We start from the raw sequence: 20,910 nt of genomic DNA on the forward strand, positions 1-20,910 counted from the left end.
AAAATTATATTCAAATAAAGAATATCATCCTCAAAAAAAATTTCTTTTTTTCTTCTTATTTCTTAACTAAAGATCAATTAATTAATATTGCCGTATGTTTTAAAGATCTATCATTTTAAGAAGATTTTTATATTCTTTCTTTCCAATAATTTTTTCAGCAGCATATGCTCCACTTGCTGAAACTGCCGGTATGCCTATTCCTGGAAAGGTACTGGCGCCACAAGTAAGCAAATTTTTAATAGGAGTTTTACATCCGGGAAACAACCCTTGAGCTGCCGATAAGGCTGGACCGTAGCTACCGCAGTAAGTATTTGTAAATTTTTTATGTGTTAGAGGGGTTCCAAGCAACTTGATCTCAATTCTGTTATCTATATCAGGAATTATTTTTCTCAAAGATTTGAGGAATATTGAGCATCTTTCTTCTTTAAGCTTTTTGTAAGTTAAATCATTTGAGTTTAAATTCTCCCATATTTCCCATGGTTCATTGGCTGGAGTGTATCCATGAAGAACATGTTTCCCTTTTGGAGCCATACTCTTATCTAGTACAGAAGGAATTGAAAAGACTACTACATTTCTTTCTGCAGTAATCCCTCTCCCCCAATCATCAACATGTATTGAATGAATAGGTAAATTTTGTAAACCTGAGGCATCAAAACCTAGATGAAGGTGAAGAAAGGAACCACATTTATTTATATTTTTAGCCTTTGGCTTCCATTTTTTTTGGAGTTCTTGTGGAATTAATTTGCGAGAAGTCCAGATATCGGTATTCAGTACGACAAAGTCTGAAGTGAATTTGGAACCATTTTCTAACGTTACACCTAAGGCAATATTTTTCCTAAAGTTTATAGCTTCTACTTTAGATGAAACAATTAGTTCACCACCATTTTTTTTGAAAGCATTAATCAGAGCCTTTACGATGCTTTCACTTCCTCCCTTTGGATATTCTAAATAAGATGTAGGTTTAAACCATTCATCAAATAGGGTTGCCATTGCAGCAGAATTTGTATCATGCATTGGCATCCCACTTATTAAAAAACTAAGCAGATCTACCCAATTTCTAAGGAAAGGATCTTTAAGATGATTGTCGACAATATCCCCAAAGCCTCCATTAAGTTTTGGTAATAAATTTAGGTTTGGTAAGAATTTGGATGCTAACTTTATGAATCCTAAAATATTAATTGTTTCAGGTGAACTAGATAGGAGAGGAATCTCACTAACTAATTTACTAAGGGGTTTTATTGCTGACATCAATGAATCCCACTCTTCAACTGATCTATTACCTCTCAATAGCTTTATTCTTGATTTAAATGGCTCTTCGCCTACTTCTAGGTTAAAGTTGCCCTCAGGAACGTTTACTAGCCATCCTTGATATTTAATAAGTTCAACTTTTTCATCAATTAATCTAAGTATTTGTCCTAAAGGATTTGTAGTAGGCCACCTACCTAAACCACTCCATAATGAAGGGCCTGATTCAAATTTATAACCTTTTAAATTGAAGCTATGAGCAACGCCACCGGGTTGTGAATGTGCCTCACAAATTAAAACTCTCTTCCCAGCTAAGGCTAATATAGATCCACAACATAAACCCCCTATACCACTACCTACAATAACTACGTCATATTTATTCATTGATAACAAATTAAGCTCTAGAAATTGTAAGAATTAGGGCTTAAACGAAAGTATTTGTTGTGGTAGTGATGCTTAAAACAACTGCAAGAAAGAAGATGTAAGGAACCGCCTTAAGTGGTATATGCTTCTGTCTTTTTGAAATAAAATCCATTTGCTTGGTTAACTAATGTTAAGATAATAGCGAAAATTTGTTACGTATGTGTGACTCAAATCCATTTTTTTAGAAATATTATGAAACATGGAAGAAGGTTTAAAACTTTTTTTTGAAAACTTTCTTTATTATTAGTTAAATTTGCAATTGAAATGATTTTAGGGCCAAAAAATTTACCACAATATAAAGAGATAAAACTTTTAGAAAGTATTTCTATCAAAGAAGGTAGTGGTATAGATAATGAAGATTTAATAGGAACATGGAAATTTAATTCTGTTTGGAAAAAAGGTTCGGAAGAAATAGACAATATATCTAGTTCCATTCTCCAAGTATTATCTGCAAAATTAGAATTGAAGAAAAATAATTCTCAAAATAAAAGCTTTGATTTTGAGATTATCAATTCAATTAGTTTTGGGATATTATCGATTATTTTTTGTGGTCAAGCATCATTAAAAGGTAAAAGACCTTTATTGCCCTTTTTCTTTGAAAAACTAATCATAAATATTGGAAATTTCACTTTAGTTAATAAGCCTTTAAAAAAAATAATAGAAAAGCAAAGACCTTTTTTCTCCTTAATAGCTCTCAGTAAAGAAAATAATTGGATGTGTGCTAGAGGAAAAGGGGGAGGACTTGCAATTTGGATTAAGTCTTGATCTTTTAGTGATATTCCCCTGGATGATCAACTTTTCTGACAGTAACTTTATCTACTGTTTGGCCATTGAATCTTAAGAGATCATCTCCGGAAAAGTTATAACCAAGTTTTTGCGCAATAAGTGCTACATCATCGGCAGTTGCAGAAGAAGTTACATCTTTTTTTAAATTATCTTCTGATTGCATTTGTTTTAAAAATTTTCTTATTTCAGAGAAACTCATTTTAACTTTTAATAATAACTTTATATTAAAGCCTTAGAAAAAAATTAAATTGCTTCTTTTAAAGACCACTCAACCTAAATAAATACTATATTAAAAGCATGACTTACTTATTTTTATATGTAGTTGGGTTGGTTTTAATATGGTGGATATATCGTGTCGGTTGGATTGAGGCTTTAAAAACAGTAATTAAAGTTTTAGTACCTTCAATTTTAATAATTTTATTCAATATTAAAGCTGGAAGATTACTTTTCAAAAATCCCTTAGTTGGTATAGTGAGTGCTCTTCCCACTTCGATTTTTATTTATAAAGGATCTCTTCCATTAGTTGCATCTATTAATAACTGGATTGATACTAAAAGAAGCAATTATGATGAGTCCAAAGACGTAATAGATACAGAATCCGTTCCTTTAGATGATTAATTAACTTAGCTAATCAAAACCAAGAAATAATTCTTTGTGTACTACAAGAACATCGAATAAAGATGTTCCATGGGTAGGACTTATTGGGACTTTATCAACATTTAATGCCTCTGCGCATATTAGATGACCATCCCATCTTGTATTGTGTTCACTTATTTGAACTGACCAATCAATTACTTTGGTAAAATGTTCAGGCATTTCTGATCCAATTTTCCTGCATATTTGGCATAGATTTGTTAACAAAGGTGGTTTGGAGGGCCTTTTTAAATCTTTAACAAGACTTGGTTGGGTAAAAACACTAGTGTATCTAATGTAGTCAATCAACTCATAATCTGCCTCTGAAAGTTCTGCTTTATTTAATGCTATTTCAAATTCTTCGACAGGGGTAATTGGCCTCTGAATTATCTCATTTATCATTATCTGATTTTGATAAATCGGTTTGTTCTGATTCTTTAGTTAGTTGATCGAGATTATTTGTAAAATTTTCCCGTGGAGATTTTGGTAAATCTTCTTTTCCTGACTCGTTAATTACTTGATCGATCTCTTGTTGAAATTCGTTAGATGCTTTCTTTAGGCTTTTCAAAGTTTTGCCCAATTGCTTTCCTAATTCTGGTAATTTTTTAGGACCAAAAATTAATAGAGCTAAAATTAAAATGACTGTTACTTCTGGTAAACCTACTCCAAAGATGTTCATGATAGAAGTCTATTTAATCCATTATTAAAACTACTATTTAATATAATCTAACGATTTGGAAATATCTTTTTTTAAAATTGCTTTGTTACTCTTCAAAAAAGTTTGTTAAAAATAATTGTGATTAGTATGCCCTTAAAAAAAACCAACCAAAGTAGTTGATAATCGCTTAAATTAAATTTTTTCTGATACCAGTTTATGAATAAGCGGTGTCTTTTAAAAATTCTTTTGATTAATTTCAAAAACATACATTTATTACTTAATTTTAATTTTATATCAGAATTTATAGGATTAAATTGATTAATTAATAAATTTTTATTATCAATTAGACAATTTTTCAATAAGGAATCATATTTTGAAAGTAATTCTTTTTAGTCCCTTATTTTATAAAAATTAGCTTATTGTAAAATTAGTTATATTAAAAAAACTTTAATTAAATTATTTCAAATAACATGAAAATTTTATTGGTTCCTTTTTTATTATTTGCCTTTATCTCTCCATCAAAAGCTGTTACTACTAAAATGTTTAAAGTATTGGATACATGTGCTAGATACAGGCTTAAAGAAATTGATGCTAAAGCAGCTGTAGAAAAATTAAAATTAGAATCTAACAATTTCTCTGAACTTGGCTTAAGGAATATAGTAAGCAAGTACTGCTCTGTATTTACACCAAATCAAAAAATAGAATTCTAGATCTCATTATTATAGATATTAAATTCTTATAAACCAAGTAAAATTTTTTTATTTTTTTATTTCACTAAGTCTCTTTTTTCAGTTTATTTAAATGAAAAAGTAATTCAACAAATACAACAAGAAAGAAAATAAACCAATACTGTGAACTCTATGAGAATAGATTCATTGAATAGGTTAGTAAATTAAAAGAATCTTTTGGTATCTTTTAGTACAATCTATGAAAAATTTATCCAAAACTTTGTTGTTTTAGGCCACAGAAAAATATTAGTTGCTTCTACAATAAAGTTTTATATAAACTACTTTGAAGATTGGAGATAAAGTTCCACTTTTTTCTTTATTAGATCAGAATGGAACTAGAAGAACAAATGAAGGGTTAAAAAGTCCACTAGTTTTATTTTTCTACCCAAAGGATGACACCCCAGGATGCACTATAGAAGTTTGCGGATTTAGAGATAAGTATGACCTTTTTAAAGTACTTGGCGCTCAAGTTTGGGGTGTAAGTAACGGCACTTCATCAAGCCACTTAGCATTTGCTAATAAAAATAAATTACAATATCCTTTGTTGTGTGATATTGATGATTCATTAAGAAAAACATTTAAAGTGCCAAAAGTACTTGGTTTATTAGATGGGCGCGTTACTTATGTTATTGATAGAAACGGATTTGTTAAGCATATCTTTAGAGATTTGTTGAATGGCCCTGAACATATAAAAGAGGCTATAAGAGTCTTAAAAGAAATTCAAAATCAGTAAATTACTTACCCAAAATTTAAAAATTAATATCTTTTCATATAAGATAAATTCTGGAACCAAATTGATTTATGAAAAAAAAAGGGATGCAAGCGGTAGACGATGCAATAAAAAAAGGCATTGATTTAGATGGGACTCCAATTCCTTCAAAAATGCTTGAACTTTATAGCAGAATTATGAATGCGGAAAATCAAAGAGAAAGAAGCGGAGTCAAAAAATCTATGCGAAATAGATGCGTCAAAACAGGTTCTAAGCATTTTGATAAAGAAACATTAAATCAATTATTAATTGATTCTGGTTGGGAAGGATTAAAAGAAAAAGAAATTTTATTTTTCTACAATTAATTCCACTTGAATAATATATTTAATTAAACTAACTAATTTTGATATCCAAATAGTTTAGGTATCGATGATTTTGAATAAAAGACTATGTAAAATATATTATCTTGAAAAGGAATCAAAAATATTTTCAAAATTGAATTGACTGCTATTACTTAGATATACCTAATTTCATTATTGATATGGATCTTACTGAGTATTTATCCAAAATTTTTTTAGGACAGGAGTCAGTAATGATGAGTAACTTTATTTATGTAGTTTTTCCTGTTTTATCATTAACAGTTTTGATGTTTAGTTTAAGAAGTATTTTTCAAGGTTCTTATACTTCAAAAATGAAAAAAGAATAATTAACTAGACTTGTCTAAACTTTTGGAAGTTAAGGTGAATTGATTTATTTAAACCAACCTTTTTTAGTAGGAGAATTTGTTTCTTGCACTTTAATGTTGGCTATTTTTACAGCCTTTTTAAAGGCTAAGTTGGCTTCTACTAAAGTTATTGTTGATATTAAGAATAAACCTGCGATCCCTATTAGTTGGTTTGTTTGAGTTGGCTCTTTATCGCCTTGCAAGATTATCCCAATTGTGAACCATGCTGTTACTGCTCCTGCAGTTAAAAAGTATGGTATCCATCTTCTTTGGTAGAGATATCCGGTACCTACTCCTGGAAAGAAATTTAATAGGGATGCAACCCATCCGCTTGAAGTTGCAAGAACTTGTTCTCTTGAAAGTTTGTCCATTAATATTTATGTGTTTACTAAATGGTTATTAATGTAAGCGAAAGAGATGGCAGCACAAATTATCCAACTGAAAGGTAAAAACATTCTTACTCGCTCTTTATTTATATTCATGATTTTATTATGTATAAGATTTAATGAATTCGTGGTTAATTAAATTAAAAAAAAGACAGGTAAAAAAAACCGTTTTACTATTAAATGATTAAATGACGAAAAAACTATGCTTTTCCTTTAGTCCCAGAAATGAATTTAAGTTCATTCTTGACTTCTTTTCTCTTTCTTAAAGATGTTTTAGTTATGAATTAGAAGCATCTTCAAGTCTTTTCTTTGGGAAACAATATCATCAAGTTCTTTTTGCTGATCGGTTTCTTTAGTTCTTTCATGTCGCTATATGAGATGACATATAGGGGAAGATATGAAAGATTTTAAGAGCAGCAGATCAAACATTGAAGAAATAGTGCTATTTTTTTAAGAATATTTCAAATATCTTATAAAAATTTGAATATTGTAAGAATATAAACTGAAGAAAATAATACTCAAAATCAATCGAATTTCGATTTGCAATTCAAGACCGGCCAGTATTTATAGGCCTATATTTAATTGGTAATCAAACTCCTCTGTATATTTAGAAAGGAACTGAGAATTTTTTAGAAATAAAAATGGATTTAATTATTACACCTAAATTAGTAATTCCTTCAAGGGAATTAAAATGGCTTTTCTCAAGATCCTCTGGGCCGGGAGGTCAAAAAGTAAATAAAACTAATACTAAAGTAGAGATAATTTTTAATATCGAAGAATCAATAATATTAAATGATTATCAGAAGATGGTTATAAAGAAAAATCTGAAAACCAAATTAATAAATAATTGTATACGTCTAACCGTTCAGGATCAAAGAAATCAATTAGTAAATCGTCAGATAGCAATAGTAAGGATTAGCTCTCTTATTAGAAATTCATTAAAAAACTCATCCAAAGTAAGAAAATTAACTAAACCATCTTATGCTGTACAAAAAAGAAGAATCGATGCAAAAAAAAAACGAGGAGAATTAAAGAAAAATAGACAAAGAAAATATTAAATTAGTTAATTTAATTTTGATATAAATATTTTTTTAACTTTTGATATATAGGATTATTAATTTATTATTATCTGTTATTAACTTGTTTGAATTTAACTGCTTAATCAAATGAAAAAAGAAAATGATTTTTGGTTAATAGATTCTAACTCTGTAGGAGTTATTCGTTTTTATAAGAAAAATAAAAATAAAAAGGATTTGATCGAATATATGTTTATTGAGGAGGGTATTGTAATGGGTATTCATGGAGAAAATCCACCATTAATGAAAACGACAAAAGAAATAAAGATTGAGGAAGCAAGAATGTTTTGGGAAAGTTTAATAAATCAAGGATGGCAAAAAACTAATCCTCAATGGTGAATAAATTTTTAAAAAGCGTTTAAGATCATTTATTCTTAATAATCTTATTTTATGTAGCAGTTTAAATTTTAAAATCCATAAAGTAGATTAATTATTATTGAAAAGCCAGTTAAGTATTTAAGAAATGTACTTTACATAAATGGTATAAAAACTTAGAGATAAATTATTAATTCAAGTGATTGTAGGATTTATAAATCTATAAATTTATAAAAGTACCTTTAGGATATAAAACTGAAATTTTATTTCTTTGGAAAATTTTTCTTTTCATTAGATCATTTTCATATCTTCTTAACATCATTAAGTAATTTATGATTCCAAATAATATCAAAAAAATAATGAACTCAAAACCTGCCTCAAAATTCATATTTTTTATTTGATCTTTTTTAAAGATTGCAAATTTGTAATAAAAAATCATCAGTATTTATATCTAGTTAATTGAATTCTTAATATTTTTTCATTCTTTATTAGTAATTATTTTTTTTAATGTTTAAGATTACAATATCTAAAAATTTATATGGAAAATATACAAAAAGCTGAAAAAGCTTTTAATCAACTCCTATTGCACATAATAGGAAAAAATTTTCTTGAAAACTTATCTACGGACAAATTTGATGCAAAATCAATTATTGAAAAATCCATAGAAGAAATAAAAGAAGAGTATTCTTATTCATTATCATTACAAGCTCAATGTGTTCCTGATGCTGGAAGACTGATTAGCCAAGCAAAAAGAAAATTAGAAGGTCTTGAGGCATTACTTACTCTTGCGAAATTGTTATAAATTTAGAAATCTTTTTCTTATATTTAAAAAAATTATAAAATAATGTAATTATTAACAATGAGATTCCATAAAAACCTCCTAAGGGGTTTGTATTTATATAACCCGGACCTATTAACCAATTAGGAGCATCTAATGATATTTCCACTAAACCATTATTCATGAGAAACCATATTCCTACAAGACCTCCATGCATTCCGGCGCAACCCCACAAGGAATTATCATCTTTGATTCTTATTATTGATAATAAAATGCCAAGTAAAAATAGTCCAAAAAGGATACTGATCATTTGCCAAAAAGGCATATCGAAGCCTGTATGAGCCATACTAAATACTAATGATTGAATAATACAGGCCTTTTTAAATCCGTATTGATTTTTTAGTTCTTCTAAAAGCCAACCTCGAAATATTAGCTCTTCCGCAAAGCCAATCCCAATTATTAAAACTAAAGAATTCAATAATATTTCAGGTGATAATCTACCTAACCAATTTCCCCATTCATTACTAATAATTGGAATTAATATTAGGGATAACAAAATAAATGCGTATAATAAACCTCTGAGAAAATATATAAATCTTTCTGGCTTTTTATCAATTTTATTAATGCCTAGAAGCATCCACGTATCATTTAATCCCCAACGTATTTCAAACCATTTAGGCATTGCTGTAATAAATAATAAGAACGTAATAATGGTTCCTATTAGGGATATCTTATCTTCCCCTACACCTGTAAACAATAAAGGATTTGCTAATAGCCAACCTAATAAATAAAGGCAAGGCATGAATAAAATTATCGTTAATATTCGAGGTTTTATCAATAAGAATTTTTCATATATTGTTTTTATTGAGTTTAAAATATAAAACATATTCAAGGTTTATCTTTTTTTATAGATATCAAAAAAATATAAAAAGTAATCATAATATAATTTATGAAATTTTTCACATTTTATATTAGTACTTAATTAAGTATTTCGATTGAGTATGGTTTCATTTGGAAGGATTACTCTTTTTTCTTTTAATGAGAAATTTTCTGGTACTATAAATTCTTTCTTTGTAATTGATAGAAAAGATGCCCACCATGAAAAAGTGCTATTACTTAAAATCGCAAATTTTGAAGATCTTATGAGATTAAAATCATTTTTAATTGTATCTGAGTTTAACATTGAGATCTTTAAATCAATAAAGCATTTTTTTATTTCCTTTAAAAATTCTTTTCCATATTGTTGATCTTCCGAAATTAATTTGAAGGATCTATGTCCCTTTGAGATTGCATATTTTATTGATTTTTTATAGTAATCTAATTTACAAATATTTAAATCTGATATTTTGAGAAAATCACTTCCTCTTAAATGAATAACTACATCATTATCGCGAATCTTAAGATATTCATTATTTAATTCAATCGGTCTTAATTTTAATTGACTAAAGTAATTTTTAAGATTGGAGTAAGTCCATTTTTGATTAAAATATCCATCTAAGAACAAAAGTTTTTTTTCATTAAAATCATAATCCCTTGAATTGAAATTTCTATCATTAACACTTATTAATGGCATGAAACTCCCAAATCTTAAAGACGCTGATGTTTTAGCGACAAATTTTTTTAAAATATTTAGATCCTTTGAATTATCATAATAAAGCCAAGTAGGTTTCTCGAAAATAGAATTTAAACAATTAATTCTTTTAGGAATATGAATATCACCTAAAAAAGAAATAATGACTTTTTCTCTTGGTTTTCTATACTTTAAACATGCAGCGGTTTGGAATAGTTGATTGCCTAGTCCACCCACCATTCTTGAAAAAATCATTTCAAAAAAAATTATAAAGGGATTTAATTTGTTAATGTAAAAAACTTAATTTTTGGCTTTTTAATATTTAAACTACTATAGAGTAATTATATATAATTTTGAACAAATTGAAAAAAGAGCTTGATCCCATAGAAGAAAATGAACTTTTATTTAATATCATAGTGCCAATATTTAATGCAGAAAAATATATTGAAAAATGCCTTAACTCTATAATAAATCAGTCATATAAAAGATTTCAAGTACAAGTGGTTGATGATTGTTCCGGGGATTCTTCTTATGAAATTGCATCCTCGATATGTAAAAATAATAAGAATTTAAAAATCGTAAGGAATCCTAGAAGAATTGGAGCATTGAATAATATATCTAATCTGTTAAATAATAATATAAAAGAACCTAGCAAAACAGTAGATTTGATAATTGATGGCGATGATTATTTATATAGCGGTGATGTCTTTAATATCCTTAAAGAAAAGTATATGGAAACAAATTGCTTAATTACTTATGGTAGCCATATATCTTCCAAAGGCGTACAAGGGAAAAAATATCCTAGATTAATTCGAGAATTTAATTTATTCAGAAAATACTTCTGGTACGCTTCGCATTTAAAAACATTTAGACATGATTTATGGTTGGCTCTTAATCCTAAAGACTTAATTAATAAGAAAGGGGAATATTTTTCAGTAGCCTCTGATTTGGCAATAATGTTTCCAATGCTAGAGATGGCAGGCAATCGACAGGAGTTTATAAGTGAAATTTTATATGTTTATAATGATAATAATCCGATAAGTGATCATAAAATCAGAAGAAAAGATCAAATACTATCAGCAAAAGAGATAAGGCGAAAAAGAATATACAATAAGAGAACTTTTTCTTAAATATTTGAATTATGTAATTCTCGATTACTGTAAGAAAAATCTTATTTGGAAATTTTTAATTTTCTGATAAATTTCACCTCTCGGTATTTTTTATCTCTGATTAAGTAAAGTACTTTGTCAAGAAAAACTTATTTTTTTTTTCTATAGTCAAAAGAAATTATGAGAATTTTTAATATATTTCTTTTATATGTCAACAATAGAAATTCTACTTATTGCCAACACCTCAAATTAGTGTTTACTTAATTTGTATATTTACTTAGATTAAATGGAACTTAATTTTAAGACTTTAATGTTTACAGCATTATCTCCAATATTGATTGTGGCAGCTATTGTAGTTGTTTATTTATTCCATTAAATAGTATATTTTATTTAAAGCTTTACTTTTTAAAGTTTAAAATTTTTAAGGATAAATCATCCCTGCTTTTTCTAGAATAAAGGATAAGATTGCTATTGCTGCCATTAGTGAAAGGATCTTGTTTTTTTTAATGAAATCCATATTGAATATAGACAATTAATAGCAAGAGATTTTATTAAAAGTTAATTTCGTTTAGTCTCTAAGTTCTATACTTGATTTAATATAAATCAAATTTTATTAAAAATATATTTTTATAAAGTTATATTCTAATCTTTACATTATATTGTAATTAATTGTAGGTATAGATTGATGGATAAGAAAGGAGCAAAAGGTTATTGGATATCAACGGCAAAAATAATTAATCAAGAATTATTTGATGAATATGTTAATCAGGTTGGTCCATGGCTAAAAAATGTTGGTGGAGAAGTATTTGCTAAAGATAAAGAGCCAATTGGAAAGGAACGAACGGAAGATTCTAATTTAGCCGTTATTTGTGAATTTCCCTCTATGAGGGCAGCGGTTCAAGCCTACGAATCTAAAGAATATGCAGAACTTTCAAAGCTAAGAAAAAAAGCAACTGAAAACTCTACATTTACCATAATGGAGGGTTTGGATGAAGCTGCAAAGTTAAGAAGAGCCATGGGAAAATAATTTTAAATTAATCATTTCGTAAATTTATATATATAATATTCAATAAAATAAAAATTACAAAATATCAATGGAACCAAATTATGTAGGAGATTTAATACCTTCTATTGCTTCTTACCAGAAAATTATTGATAAATACGAAAGGGGTTTAAAAAAAGGTGAATTCTATGATGAACCTACTGGGGAAGATTTGATTTATCCAGATTGGTAATAATGCTTACGACAAAAATTACCTATGCACTAGCGGATTGGATAAGAGAATGGCGAAAATTCAGAAAAGAGAATCCATCTCTAGATGATTGTATAAAGTTTGCAGAATGGAAAATAAAAAATTATAAATTAACTGATAGTGATCTTATTATAATTGAGAGCATTTTACTTTATGAAACTGAAGAAAGTTGAAACTTTTAGTAATAAGATTTTAAGTATAGATTGCTCCCTTCCATTGCATCAATATATCTATATAAATTAAGACAATCAGATTATTCATCTTCGTATAAATCGATAAATAAGTAAATCAGCATTTTTACGGATTTACTTCAAATCGAGATAGTAGTAATTTATGAATGTTGAGTTGGGAGGCAATCTAAATGATTGATAGTCCGCCTGAAATTTAGTAAATTTACAAATATAGGAAGCGTATTCCTGACAATGGGATTATTCGAAAAATAAAGTTCAATCAATTAGTCTGATAAGACTTCGCTTTATAATTACTAGCGACAAACGGGACTTGAATTTATCGAAAAATATCCCTTAACTCACATATTTTAAAGTTTATGAGTAAATCAACTTTATATTATGTATTGCTAAAATCCTGTAAGTAGGAAATAAGAAATCTAAAAGGGGCTTTTTATTAAAGGCCTCTTTTTTCATGATTTATAAAATTACAAACACTTTAGTGTAGATAATATTAATTTTCTATTTGAAATAATTTATATTTATGGAATGAAAGAAAAAAAATTATTCCCCATAATAGAACCAAGAGAAAAGGGTTTTTTGCAAGTAAGTAGAATTCATTCTATCTATTGGGAAAGATCAGGAAATCAAAATGGTAAAAAGATACTAGTAATTCATGGCGGTCCTGGTGGAGGAAGTCAGCCAAGATATAGAAGATATTTTAATCCTGAGAAATTTGATATTATTCAATTTGATCAAAGAGGTTGCGGTGCCTCAAGACCTTTTTCAGAATTAAGAGAAAATACAACAAAAGATCTAGTAGATGATATTGAAAAATTAAGATTAAATCTTAATATAGATTCTTGGCATTTGTTTGGAGGATCATGGGGATCTACGTTAGCTTTGATTTATGCAATAAAACATCCATCTAGGGTCAAAAGTATGACCTTAAGAGGAATATTTTTATGTAGAAAATTTGAACTCTCATGGTTCTACCAATATGGTGCAAGTGAAATTTTCCCAGAAGAGTTTGAAAAATATATCTCAGTTATTCCTAAAGATGAAAGGTCTGATTTGGTATCTTCTTTTTATAAATATTTAACATCTCCTAATATCGAACTTAGATCAAAAGCTGCGGCTGCGTGGACAACTTGGGAACTTTCTACAAGTCATCTTATTAAGAGAGATATTGATGTTGGTAAAAGTAAAACTAATTCCTTTTCAGATGCTTTCGCAAGAATAGAATGTCATTATTTCATAAACCATATCTTCTTAGAGGAGGATTTTATTATGAAAAATATAAAGACTATAGAATCTATTCCAACTAAAATCATTCAAGGAAGATATGACGTGGTCTGTCCTGTGAGAAGTGCTTGGGATCTAAATAAAAAATTAAAAAATTCAGAATTAATAATCATTGATGAAGCTGGTCATTCTATGAGTGAAAAGGGAATCACATTGAAATTATTAGAATTAGTTGAAAAGTTATAAAATTTTTGGTAAAACTTTATTTAATATGATTTCATCAATATTTAGAGACCATTATCTTCAATATTTTTAGCAATACTTCTTAGTAATTCAACAATATCAGAATCTTCACATTCAGTATCCTCTTTAAGCAGGATACATTCGTCTCTAATACTTACATTAGTACTCCACCAAATTCCAGAACTATTAGTGTCGTCCCATTCAAATCTGTTAGACATTTTCCTACGATTTTATATTGACTTCTTCTTGCTCCTTTATATTTTCTTTGATTTCTTCCTTGACTTCTTCTGGCCATTCAATATCAAATCTTGCATACTCTTCTGTTGCAAATCCTTCAGGATGCCGCTTACAAACTTTTTTTCTTCTTACAAAAACATGATCAACTCTTTTTTCTTCATCCGGAGTAATTATCCTTTCAAGTTCTATAACTTCAGTAAATTCTGTTGATTTTAGTTCAATTGTAGGTTTCTTCATGCTTTGATAACTAACCTTAATACATTAATGCTTGCTAATAAGGATCGTGGATTTCAAATTGTAATTTATTTAACTTGAATCATTTTTATAAAATATAAAATTTTTTCTATTAAAAAAAATCAAAGTTTGTTTTGCCTTTAAAGTTTTAATTTATTTTCAAATTAATTAAATTAGTAAATCAAGATTTAATTGATTTTGAAGTTCTCTTTTTTTTCTCAAATTACTCTTTTTAGGATAATTTTTTCTCTTATTTAGAGCTTTTCTTCTTGAGCCATGTTTCATATAAATTCCTTTTGAAATATCCCAGTAACCTTCTCTTTGGGTTATTTCTTGAATTCTTTTTCGTGCATTTTTAGTTGTTTCTGAGAGGTTAATTATTGGTTTAATGTATTCAGAGTTTTCATATTCTTTGGAATTAAATTTTTCCATCAACCAAGGTTCATGGACGAAATTTTCAGGATAATTTTGTATCTCAGGAACCCATTTCTTAATAAAATTTCCTTTGGGATCATGATCTTTCCCCTGCTTAATAGGATTATATATTCTATTTACATTTATAGATGTTGTACCTGCTTGCATTTGACACTGATTCCAGTGAATTCCTGGCTCATAATCGAGAAATTTGCTTGCCAATTCAGAACCGGATTCTTGCCAAGGTATCCATAAATTATAACTTGCAAAAGACATTAGCATTGCACGCATTCTGAAATTAAGCCATCCATGAAAATTTAAAGATCTCATACAAGCATCTAAAAAAGGAAAACCGGTTTTACCTTCACTCCATAATTTGAGTAAATGACTATCTTTTTTTCTGATTTTTTGGAAATAAGGATGAAATTCTTTAAACTCTAATTCTGGTTCACTCTCAAGTTTTTGTATAAAGTGACAATGCCAAGTTAATCTGCTTTTTAACATTTTAGAATTGGGATTTGTTATTGAATTTGCTTTATGAATAATCTCTTTTATAGAAATACATCCCCAACTTATATAGGGAGATAATCTTGAACAGCTATCGAATGATTTCTCTGGGCTTGAAATATCTTTTGAGTAATAACTTAATTTATTACTGAAAAAATATTCCATTCTCTTTAGACCAATTTCTCTTCCACCCTTTAATCTCCCTTTGCAGAAATCATCTTTGAAGCAAAAGAAATTATCTGGTGGGATTTCTCCAGGATCAATTTCTATAGGATTAATTTTTGAAGGTTCAGTAAATAGTTTTCTCTCCATATTTTTTTTCCATTTTGTTGACCAATTATTTCTATCTAGCTTTCCTCTAAATACTGAAAATTGTAAATATTCTTTCCAAATAATTTTTTTCATAGAGGCCCATTTTCTAACTTCTTGATCTCTTTTATATGTCAAATAGTCTCCAGTTTCTTGATGGCTATAAATAGCTTTAATTTCAAAATTATTAGATATTTGATCAAAAATCTCAATTACTTTACCCGTTCTAATTATTAAAGGTTGACCAATATTTGCAAGTGAAATTCTTAAGTCTAAAAGACTTTCCTTGCAAAATTGCCATTGTCTATCTGAATAAGTTTTTTGACTCCATATTTCTTTTTCAATTATGAATATAGGTATAATGTCTCTATCCTTTAGAGATTCGATAAGAGCCTCATTATCGTTTATTCTTAAGTCTTTTTTAAACCATAAAATATTAATATTTTTCATCAAAAAAGTTTTTTCTCATTATAAAAAATTAATTATTAATTAGTAACTAAATACGAAATTTAATCTTTTTGGAATAATTTTAAAAAATCTTTATTATCCATTCCTGAAAAACTTTTTTCCTTTATGGATTCAATCACTTTTGTGTAGTATCTGTATTTAATTTGATACTCACTCATTAAGAGAATAATACGCCAATTTTCCATAGGAAACCTTCTCTGTATTTCATCATATTTTTTTTTATCAGTTTTTTCTAATTCCTCTTTACTACTTAAATATTTTTTTTCTATCCACTCAAATATATCTTTAATTTTCCCGTTAATTTTTCCGTTAGTTATCCATTTTTTTATATAAAATTCATCTCCATCTTCTAATTCAAAACATTTTTCTGGAGAAGGGAGCGTGTAATTATGAAATCTCTCTGTGTAATCTTCTATTAGCTTCATAATACTAATCCTTCTTATTAAGTTCTATTTCACGCATAAACATAAAAGCACCAAATGAAAAAGCAAGTGAGATTAAAAAAGTTAGGGGAAAATAAATTCCCCATAATTTCAATTTTAGTCTTTTCCCCTCTGCAACATAAAATATAAATATAGCAATGAGTAGTATAACTGTGTCAGCTGATATAAACCCTGAGGTGGGAGTTATCCATGCATCATCAAAAAATGCAGTTCCTATATCTATTACAGAACCCTGAATATTACCATTTCTCACTAAGCTAATGAATTGAATAATAAAATAAAATGGCCAAAGTAATCCTGCCAGACAAGTGGCTCCATAAATGCCAAGTCTAATTTTTGTCCACATAGTTTAATTTTATTTATATATTTATAGCTGATATTAGTAAATATTTGATGTATAAAATAATTCCAATCATTAGTTTTTTTTTAATAATACTAAGTTACCCCTAATATCCTTGATGCCATTTTGAATATTATCAATTTAATGATTTATATTCAAAATATACATGTTAATGTTTCTATTTTTTTTTAATTTGTTTAAAATTTTCTACAGTTAAGTGGAATTACTCACATCTTAAAATATGACCATCAGCTATAAATAATAATGAATAAAAAGATATTTATGACCCAAATTTATTTTGTTGATATTATTTTGGCTTGTTTAGGAGTATTGATTTATTTATTTGGTCTGAAAAAATTATTATTTAATCAGCCAAAGACTTTTCAAGACTAATAATACATGACGAAAAATAGTAAAGGAATGCCAATTGAAATAGGCATTAAACGTCTTTCTTTATTAAAGAAGAGAGGATTAATAACAGAGGAAATTTTCTCTGATGCAGAGGAATTACTTATTAAAAGTGAAATTGATATTTCTTCGAAAAAATAATTTTATTCAAACTAATATTACTCAAAATTTTAATTTATCCTTTTAAATAATTAATATAAAATCTTACCTAATTAAAATAAATGTTAGTAACGAAGAGATTATGGGAAAGTAATTTAAATCTTGCTTTATCAAGTTTGCAAACAAATTTTGTGCAAGGTATCAAAAATGGAAACTTGCCAAAAAATATATTTCAAGAATATTTGGCGCAAGATTATTTCTTCTTAGAAAGTTTTGCAAGGGCATATGGTTTAGCTATTTCTAAATCTAGAGATAAAAATTCAATTAAGGCTTTGAGTCAACTTTTAGTTGGAGTATCAGAGGAATTGATTCTTCATGAGACCTATTCAAAAAAATGGGATATTAATCTAAATAATAATCATATAAAACCAGCTACTCAAAATTATACGGACTTCTTAGAAGAAGTTTCTAAGAAAAAAAGTGCTGTTGAGATAATGTTCGCGATGACTCCCTGTATGCGTTTATATTCTTGGATAGGCAAATCTTTGTCAAGTAAAGTTTTAAATAATCCATACAAAGAATGGATAATTACTTACTCTGATGAAAACTTTGATAATCTTGCAAAATCTTTAGAAAATCTTATTGACTCTGCAAAGGAAGAATACGATACTAATCAAGCGAATTATTTATATAAGAGAGCAATGGAATTGGAATTAGAATTTTTTAATGCTTATTCCAACTACTAATAAAGAAACTTTTAAATTTTAAATAAAACTATGTATTCAAAAATTGCTCTTTCTATTGGTGGTAGTGATTCCGGGGGAGGTGCAGGAATTCAAGCTGATTTGAAAACTTTTATGGCTCTAAATGTTCATGGATGCTCAGCCATAACATGTATTACTGCTCAAAATAGTTTTGAAGTAAGCTGCGTAGAAGCGGTCCAAAAGGAAACTTTAATAAGCCAAATTGATACTTTGTTCTCGGATTTTGATATTAATGCTTTAAAAACTGGCATGCTTTTGAATGAGAGTATTATTGATACTACGGCTTTAAAACTAAAATCTTATTCTATACCCAAGATTATAGACCCTGTAATGGTTTCAAGAACTGGGTCAAAATTACTTGAGGATGCTGCAATTAATGCTTACAAAAAATTGCTTTTGCCAATAGCTGATATTGTTACTCCAAATATTTTCGAAGCAAATCTTTTATCAAATATTGAAATCAAAAATAAGAAAGATATAGAGCTCGCAGCACATAATATTATTGAACTTGGAGCCAAAGCAGTATTAATAAAGGGTGGAGGATTAAAAGAGATGCAAGGAAAGGATTTTTATTTTGATGTCACAGGAAAAAGCAAATGGTTTATTAATAAATTTATAAATACTAAAAATACGCATGGAAGTGGATGTACTTTAAGTTCGGCAATTTGCGGTTATCAAGCCTTGGGATTTGAATTGATAGAATCAATTGAAAGAGCGAAAGCATTTATTGAAAGATCCTTGGAGAAATCTTATAAAATTGGTTCTGGTCCAGGCCCCCTTGGACATTATCAATCACTTTAGACAAATAATAAGAGAATTTTGTAGCCTAAATTTTTTTGAAATTTTTTTAAAAATCGTTTTTTTATATTTATTATTTTTATAAATCAATAAATTTTTATTTACTATCCGCCTATTTTTTATTAAATATATTCCAATAATAATAAATTGCTTTCTCTGCTTGTTAAATAACTGAATATATTATCAAAGGCATCAAACCTAATTCATATCAAACCACTCTATTTTGAATTTAATCAAAGGTCTAAGCATGTGATTTTTTTCCTAAATAAGCTGTAATGCTTCTTCATTTCAAAGGAATGATTCTATGTTTGGATTTAATAATATCTAATTGGTATTAAATGTGACTTAAAAAAATTGATAGTAATTAAGACTTATTTTCATGAAATGCATTATTAGTTATTTTTAAAAATAATGATTCTGATTTTTTATGAGAAACCAAGAAAAGCCTATGCTAAAAACGATTGTTAATGTCGGATTTTGTGAAAGTAATTCGGAGTGGCTTAATCGTATAATGACTGAATTAGCTGATGAAAATAAAAATTTTGTAGATTTATCAGTCTTATGTGCTTAATTTAAATTTTGAAAGTTAATCTTTAATTGTTTTTTTATGGCTTCTTTTTTTTAATATAAACTCATGAATTTAATAAGTAATCAATTTATATATTCAATAAATTTTCTAAAAATAATTTAGCTAAGCAGGCGCTCACAGGTTATCTTTACAACAAATTAGTAAAAGTCTTTAAAAATAAAAAATTAATTATTTTATAAATAATTTTTTGATCTTCGAGCTTAAACAGAAAAATCTTATACTGACGATAATTTATATTATCTGGCTTTTCTAAAATAAATATTAATTTTTTAAGAGTTTTAGTTAATGACTTTAAAAATATTAGGATAAGTAAATAAAACTCTTAAAAAGTGAATTTCGATAAAAATACTTCTGATATTATTAATAAATTCAAATTGTCTATTCACCCGGAGGGCGGATGGTATAGAGAAATCTTCCGAGGTGAAAATTATGTGACAAGAAAAGATGGTCAAAAAAGAACGAATATTACTAGTATTTATTATTTGCTTTGTAAGGGAGAAAATAGTTCTTGGCACCGTGTTAATAATGCTGATGAGATATGGATTTTTCTTCAAGGTTCGCCTCTGAACTTAAGGTGTTTAGATGAGGATAATAAAAAAATCAAAAATCTAAACTTACATACTAATAATCCAATTGAAATAATTCCAGCAGGATATTGGCAGTGTGCTAGTACAAGTGGAGAATTCACTCTTACGAGTTGTTGCGTTGGCCCAGGATTTGATTTTTTGGATTTTGAAATGCTAAGAGATCTAGATCCTTCTTTAAGGCCTAGTAAAGCTATGAAGGATTTTATTTAATAAATTAATTTTTCCTGATTATTTTCTTTTAATGAATAAGGACAATATTAAAATCATTGGCAGAAGACAGATCTCAAGAGAAGAAGCTCTATTTTTCAATTTAAGTGAAGTTGAAGGACTGTATGATACTTTTGATAAGGATTTTTCTATATGGTCTGATTTTGATAGCTGGAAAAATATTAATGCACAACAATGGATTTTTTCTAGAGCTATAGATGTTTATGGAGGAAAGAAAATAGATATTAAATGTGAATGCTGTGAGTCTATTTATCTAACTAAAAGTGATTTAAAAATTACTCCGAATCAAAAATGCTATGGGGTTAAAAGTGCATATATGATTCAAAAAGTTTTGGAAGAAATCATATTGGCTAAAGTCAGAAGAGAGCATGATGGTATATATTCAGCATGAAAACAAATAGAATGGTGATGATCTATTGAAAAATCAATGAGAATTA

The 20,910-nt window shown here is 27.7% G+C and carries 30 protein-coding genes; 18 read left to right on the forward strand and 12 right to left on the reverse strand.

Features of this window, described 5'->3' with window-relative positions; translation table 11 throughout:
* Positions 1 to 99 precede the first annotated feature (99 nt).
* On the reverse strand, positions 100 to 1,629 hold the full coding sequence (locus P9515_RS01880; protein ID WP_011819691.1) for a phytoene desaturase family protein: 1,530 nt from the start codon (positions 1,627 to 1,629) through the stop codon (positions 100 to 102).
* 303 nt (positions 1,630 to 1,932) lie between these two features.
* Between P9515_RS01880 and P9515_RS01885 the strand changes: the two genes are divergently transcribed.
* Positions 1,933 to 2,433, forward strand: a complete 501-nt coding sequence (locus P9515_RS01885) for a hypothetical protein (RefSeq protein WP_011819692.1) — start codon at positions 1,933 to 1,935, stop codon at positions 2,431 to 2,433.
* A gap of 4 nt (positions 2,434 to 2,437) precedes the next feature.
* Here the strand turns inward: P9515_RS01885 and P9515_RS01890 are convergent, their stop codons facing one another.
* Entirely contained in the window at positions 2,438 to 2,653 is a 216-nt protein-coding gene (locus P9515_RS01890) for a Nif11-like leader peptide family natural product precursor (protein ID WP_041710552.1), read from the reverse strand.
* 98 nt (positions 2,654 to 2,751) lie between these two features.
* Here P9515_RS01890 and P9515_RS01895 point away from each other — a divergent pair, with 98 nt between their 5' ends.
* A complete protein-coding gene (locus P9515_RS01895; protein WP_011819694.1) occupies positions 2,752 to 3,072 on the forward strand; it encodes a hypothetical protein in 321 nt (106 codons plus the stop codon).
* Positions 3,073 to 3,081: 9 nt separating this feature from the next.
* On the opposite strand, the gene P9515_RS01900 is transcribed toward P9515_RS01895, so the two are convergent.
* Both P9515_RS01900 and P9515_RS01905 read right to left on the reverse strand, forming a co-directional pair.
* The gene (locus tag P9515_RS01900) at positions 3,082 to 3,489 is read right to left on the reverse strand and encodes a hypothetical protein (protein ID WP_011819695.1); all 408 of its coding nucleotides are present in this window, start codon (positions 3,487 to 3,489) and stop codon (positions 3,082 to 3,084) included.
* On the reverse strand, positions 3,479 to 3,766 hold the full coding sequence (locus tag P9515_RS01905; protein WP_011819696.1) for a TatA/E family twin arginine-targeting protein translocase: 288 nt from the start codon (positions 3,764 to 3,766) through the stop codon (positions 3,479 to 3,481). The genes P9515_RS01900 and P9515_RS01905 overlap by 11 nt, the downstream gene beginning before the upstream one ends.
* 449 nt (positions 3,767 to 4,215) lie before the next feature.
* On the opposite strand from P9515_RS01905, the gene P9515_RS01915 reads away from it, so the two are divergent.
* The 3 genes from P9515_RS01915 to P9515_RS01925 all read left to right on the forward strand — a co-directional run bounded on the left by P9515_RS01915 (position 4,216) and on the right by P9515_RS01925 (position 5,547).
* Positions 4,216 to 4,455: a hypothetical protein gene (locus P9515_RS01915; protein ID WP_011819698.1), complete on the forward strand. Its 240-nt coding sequence runs from the start codon at positions 4,216 to 4,218 to the stop codon at positions 4,453 to 4,455.
* Between the two features lie 301 nt (positions 4,456 to 4,756).
* On the forward strand, positions 4,757 to 5,206 hold the full coding sequence (locus P9515_RS01920) for a peroxiredoxin (RefSeq protein WP_011819699.1): 450 nt from the start codon (positions 4,757 to 4,759) through the stop codon (positions 5,204 to 5,206).
* Positions 5,207 to 5,274: 68 nt separating this feature from the next.
* A complete protein-coding gene (locus P9515_RS01925) occupies positions 5,275 to 5,547 on the forward strand; it encodes a small RNA NsiR4-regulated ssr1528 family protein (protein WP_011819700.1) in 273 nt (90 codons plus the stop codon).
* Between the two features lie 385 nt (positions 5,548 to 5,932).
* Here P9515_RS01925 and P9515_RS01930 read toward each other — a convergent pair whose 3' ends face one another.
* On the reverse strand, positions 5,933 to 6,277 hold the full coding sequence (locus P9515_RS01930; protein ID WP_011819701.1) for a hypothetical protein: 345 nt from the start codon (positions 6,275 to 6,277) through the stop codon (positions 5,933 to 5,935).
* 656 nt (positions 6,278 to 6,933) lie between these two features.
* Here P9515_RS01930 and arfB point away from each other — a divergent pair.
* The 3 genes from arfB to P9515_RS01950 all read left to right on the forward strand — a co-directional run bounded on the left by arfB (position 6,934) and on the right by P9515_RS01950 (position 8,485).
* The gene (gene arfB / locus P9515_RS01935; protein WP_011819702.1) at positions 6,934 to 7,350 is read left to right on the forward strand and encodes an alternative ribosome rescue aminoacyl-tRNA hydrolase ArfB; all 417 of its coding nucleotides are present in this window, start codon (positions 6,934 to 6,936) and stop codon (positions 7,348 to 7,350) included.
* A gap of 108 nt (positions 7,351 to 7,458) precedes the next feature.
* Positions 7,459 to 7,707: a DUF1651 domain-containing protein gene (locus P9515_RS01940; protein ID WP_011819703.1), complete on the forward strand. Its 249-nt coding sequence runs from the start codon at positions 7,459 to 7,461 to the stop codon at positions 7,705 to 7,707.
* 514 nt (positions 7,708 to 8,221) lie between these two features.
* Positions 8,222 to 8,485 (forward strand): hypothetical protein, encoded by a 264-nt coding sequence (locus P9515_RS01950; RefSeq protein ID WP_011819705.1) that lies wholly within the window; start codon positions 8,222 to 8,224, stop codon positions 8,483 to 8,485.
* Here the strand turns inward: P9515_RS01950 and P9515_RS01955 are convergent.
* Positions 8,463 to 9,263, reverse strand: coding sequence for a CPBP family intramembrane glutamic endopeptidase (locus tag P9515_RS01955; RefSeq protein WP_225867093.1), 801 nt, complete (start codon positions 9,261 to 9,263; stop codon positions 8,463 to 8,465). The genes P9515_RS01950 and P9515_RS01955 overlap by 23 nt on opposite strands.
* 180 nt (positions 9,264 to 9,443) lie before the next feature.
* Positions 9,444 to 10,286 carry an alpha-1,2-fucosyltransferase gene (locus P9515_RS01960; RefSeq protein ID WP_011819707.1) on the reverse strand — a complete coding sequence of 281 codons (843 nt, stop codon included), beginning with the start codon at positions 10,284 to 10,286 and terminating at the stop codon, positions 9,444 to 9,446.
* A gap of 107 nt (positions 10,287 to 10,393) precedes the next feature.
* On the opposite strand from P9515_RS01960, the gene P9515_RS01965 reads away from it, so the two are divergent.
* The 5 genes from P9515_RS01965 (at position 10,394) to pip (ending at position 14,051) form a co-directional block, all read left to right on the forward strand.
* Positions 10,394 to 11,161 (forward strand): glycosyltransferase family 2 protein, encoded by a 768-nt coding sequence (locus tag P9515_RS01965; RefSeq protein ID WP_225867094.1) that lies wholly within the window; start codon positions 10,394 to 10,396, stop codon positions 11,159 to 11,161.
* Positions 11,162 to 11,825: 664 nt separating this feature from the next.
* Entirely contained in the window at positions 11,826 to 12,167 is a 342-nt protein-coding gene (locus P9515_RS01970; protein ID WP_011819710.1) for a DUF1330 domain-containing protein, read from the forward strand.
* A gap of 67 nt (positions 12,168 to 12,234) precedes the next feature.
* Positions 12,235 to 12,375: a hypothetical protein gene (locus P9515_RS09585; RefSeq protein ID WP_011819711.1), complete on the forward strand. Its 141-nt coding sequence runs from the start codon at positions 12,235 to 12,237 to the stop codon at positions 12,373 to 12,375.
* A gap of 2 nt (positions 12,376 to 12,377) precedes the next feature.
* Complete coding sequence (locus tag P9515_RS01975) at positions 12,378 to 12,566, forward strand: hypothetical protein (protein WP_041710553.1); 189 nt, start codon at positions 12,378 to 12,380, stop codon at positions 12,564 to 12,566.
* Positions 12,567 to 13,109: 543 nt separating this feature from the next.
* A complete protein-coding gene (gene pip, locus P9515_RS01980; RefSeq protein WP_011819713.1) occupies positions 13,110 to 14,051 on the forward strand; it encodes a prolyl aminopeptidase in 942 nt (313 codons plus the stop codon).
* Between the two features lie 41 nt (positions 14,052 to 14,092).
* Here pip and P9515_RS09590 read toward each other — a convergent pair whose 3' ends face one another.
* The 5 genes from P9515_RS09590 to P9515_RS02000 form a co-directional block, all read right to left on the reverse strand.
* Complete coding sequence (locus P9515_RS09590) at positions 14,093 to 14,266, reverse strand: hypothetical protein (RefSeq protein ID WP_011819714.1); 174 nt, start codon at positions 14,264 to 14,266, stop codon at positions 14,093 to 14,095.
* A 4-nt stretch (positions 14,267 to 14,270) separates the two neighbouring features.
* Positions 14,271 to 14,522: a hypothetical protein gene (locus P9515_RS01985; RefSeq protein ID WP_011819715.1), complete on the reverse strand. Its 252-nt coding sequence runs from the start codon at positions 14,520 to 14,522 to the stop codon at positions 14,271 to 14,273.
* Between the two features lie 165 nt (positions 14,523 to 14,687).
* A complete protein-coding gene (locus tag P9515_RS01990; RefSeq protein WP_011819716.1) occupies positions 14,688 to 16,199 on the reverse strand; it encodes an FAD-binding domain-containing protein in 1,512 nt (503 codons plus the stop codon).
* 59 nt (positions 16,200 to 16,258) lie between these two features.
* Complete coding sequence (locus P9515_RS01995) at positions 16,259 to 16,642, reverse strand: hypothetical protein (RefSeq protein WP_011819717.1); 384 nt, start codon at positions 16,640 to 16,642, stop codon at positions 16,259 to 16,261.
* Between the two features lie 4 nt (positions 16,643 to 16,646).
* Complete coding sequence (locus tag P9515_RS02000) at positions 16,647 to 17,006, reverse strand: DUF2834 domain-containing protein (RefSeq protein ID WP_011819718.1); 360 nt, start codon at positions 17,004 to 17,006, stop codon at positions 16,647 to 16,649.
* A 393-nt stretch (positions 17,007 to 17,399) separates the two neighbouring features.
* Here P9515_RS02000 and P9515_RS09595 point away from each other — a divergent pair, with 393 nt between their 5' ends.
* The 5 genes from P9515_RS09595 to P9515_RS02020 all read left to right on the forward strand — a co-directional run bounded on the left by P9515_RS09595 (position 17,400) and on the right by P9515_RS02020 (position 20,864).
* Positions 17,400 to 17,549: a hypothetical protein gene (locus P9515_RS09595; protein ID WP_187146034.1), complete on the forward strand. Its 150-nt coding sequence runs from the start codon at positions 17,400 to 17,402 to the stop codon at positions 17,547 to 17,549.
* Positions 17,550 to 17,629: 80 nt separating this feature from the next.
* Complete coding sequence (locus P9515_RS02005) at positions 17,630 to 18,253, forward strand: TenA family protein (RefSeq protein ID WP_011819719.1); 624 nt, start codon at positions 17,630 to 17,632, stop codon at positions 18,251 to 18,253.
* A gap of 30 nt (positions 18,254 to 18,283) precedes the next feature.
* Positions 18,284 to 19,072, forward strand: a complete 789-nt coding sequence (gene thiD / locus P9515_RS02010) for a bifunctional hydroxymethylpyrimidine kinase/phosphomethylpyrimidine kinase (RefSeq protein ID WP_011819720.1) — start codon at positions 18,284 to 18,286, stop codon at positions 19,070 to 19,072.
* A 915-nt stretch (positions 19,073 to 19,987) separates the two neighbouring features.
* On the forward strand, positions 19,988 to 20,455 hold the full coding sequence (locus P9515_RS02015) for a cupin domain-containing protein (protein ID WP_011819722.1): 468 nt from the start codon (positions 19,988 to 19,990) through the stop codon (positions 20,453 to 20,455).
* A gap of 31 nt (positions 20,456 to 20,486) precedes the next feature.
* Positions 20,487 to 20,864, forward strand: a complete 378-nt coding sequence (locus tag P9515_RS02020) for a hypothetical protein (protein WP_011819723.1) — start codon at positions 20,487 to 20,489, stop codon at positions 20,862 to 20,864.
* Positions 20,865 to 20,910: the final 46 nt, after the last annotated feature.

Source organism: Prochlorococcus marinus str. MIT 9515 (assembly GCF_000015665.1).
Classification (GTDB): Bacteria; Cyanobacteriota; Cyanobacteriia; order PCC-6307; family Cyanobiaceae; genus Prochlorococcus_A; species Prochlorococcus_A marinus_P.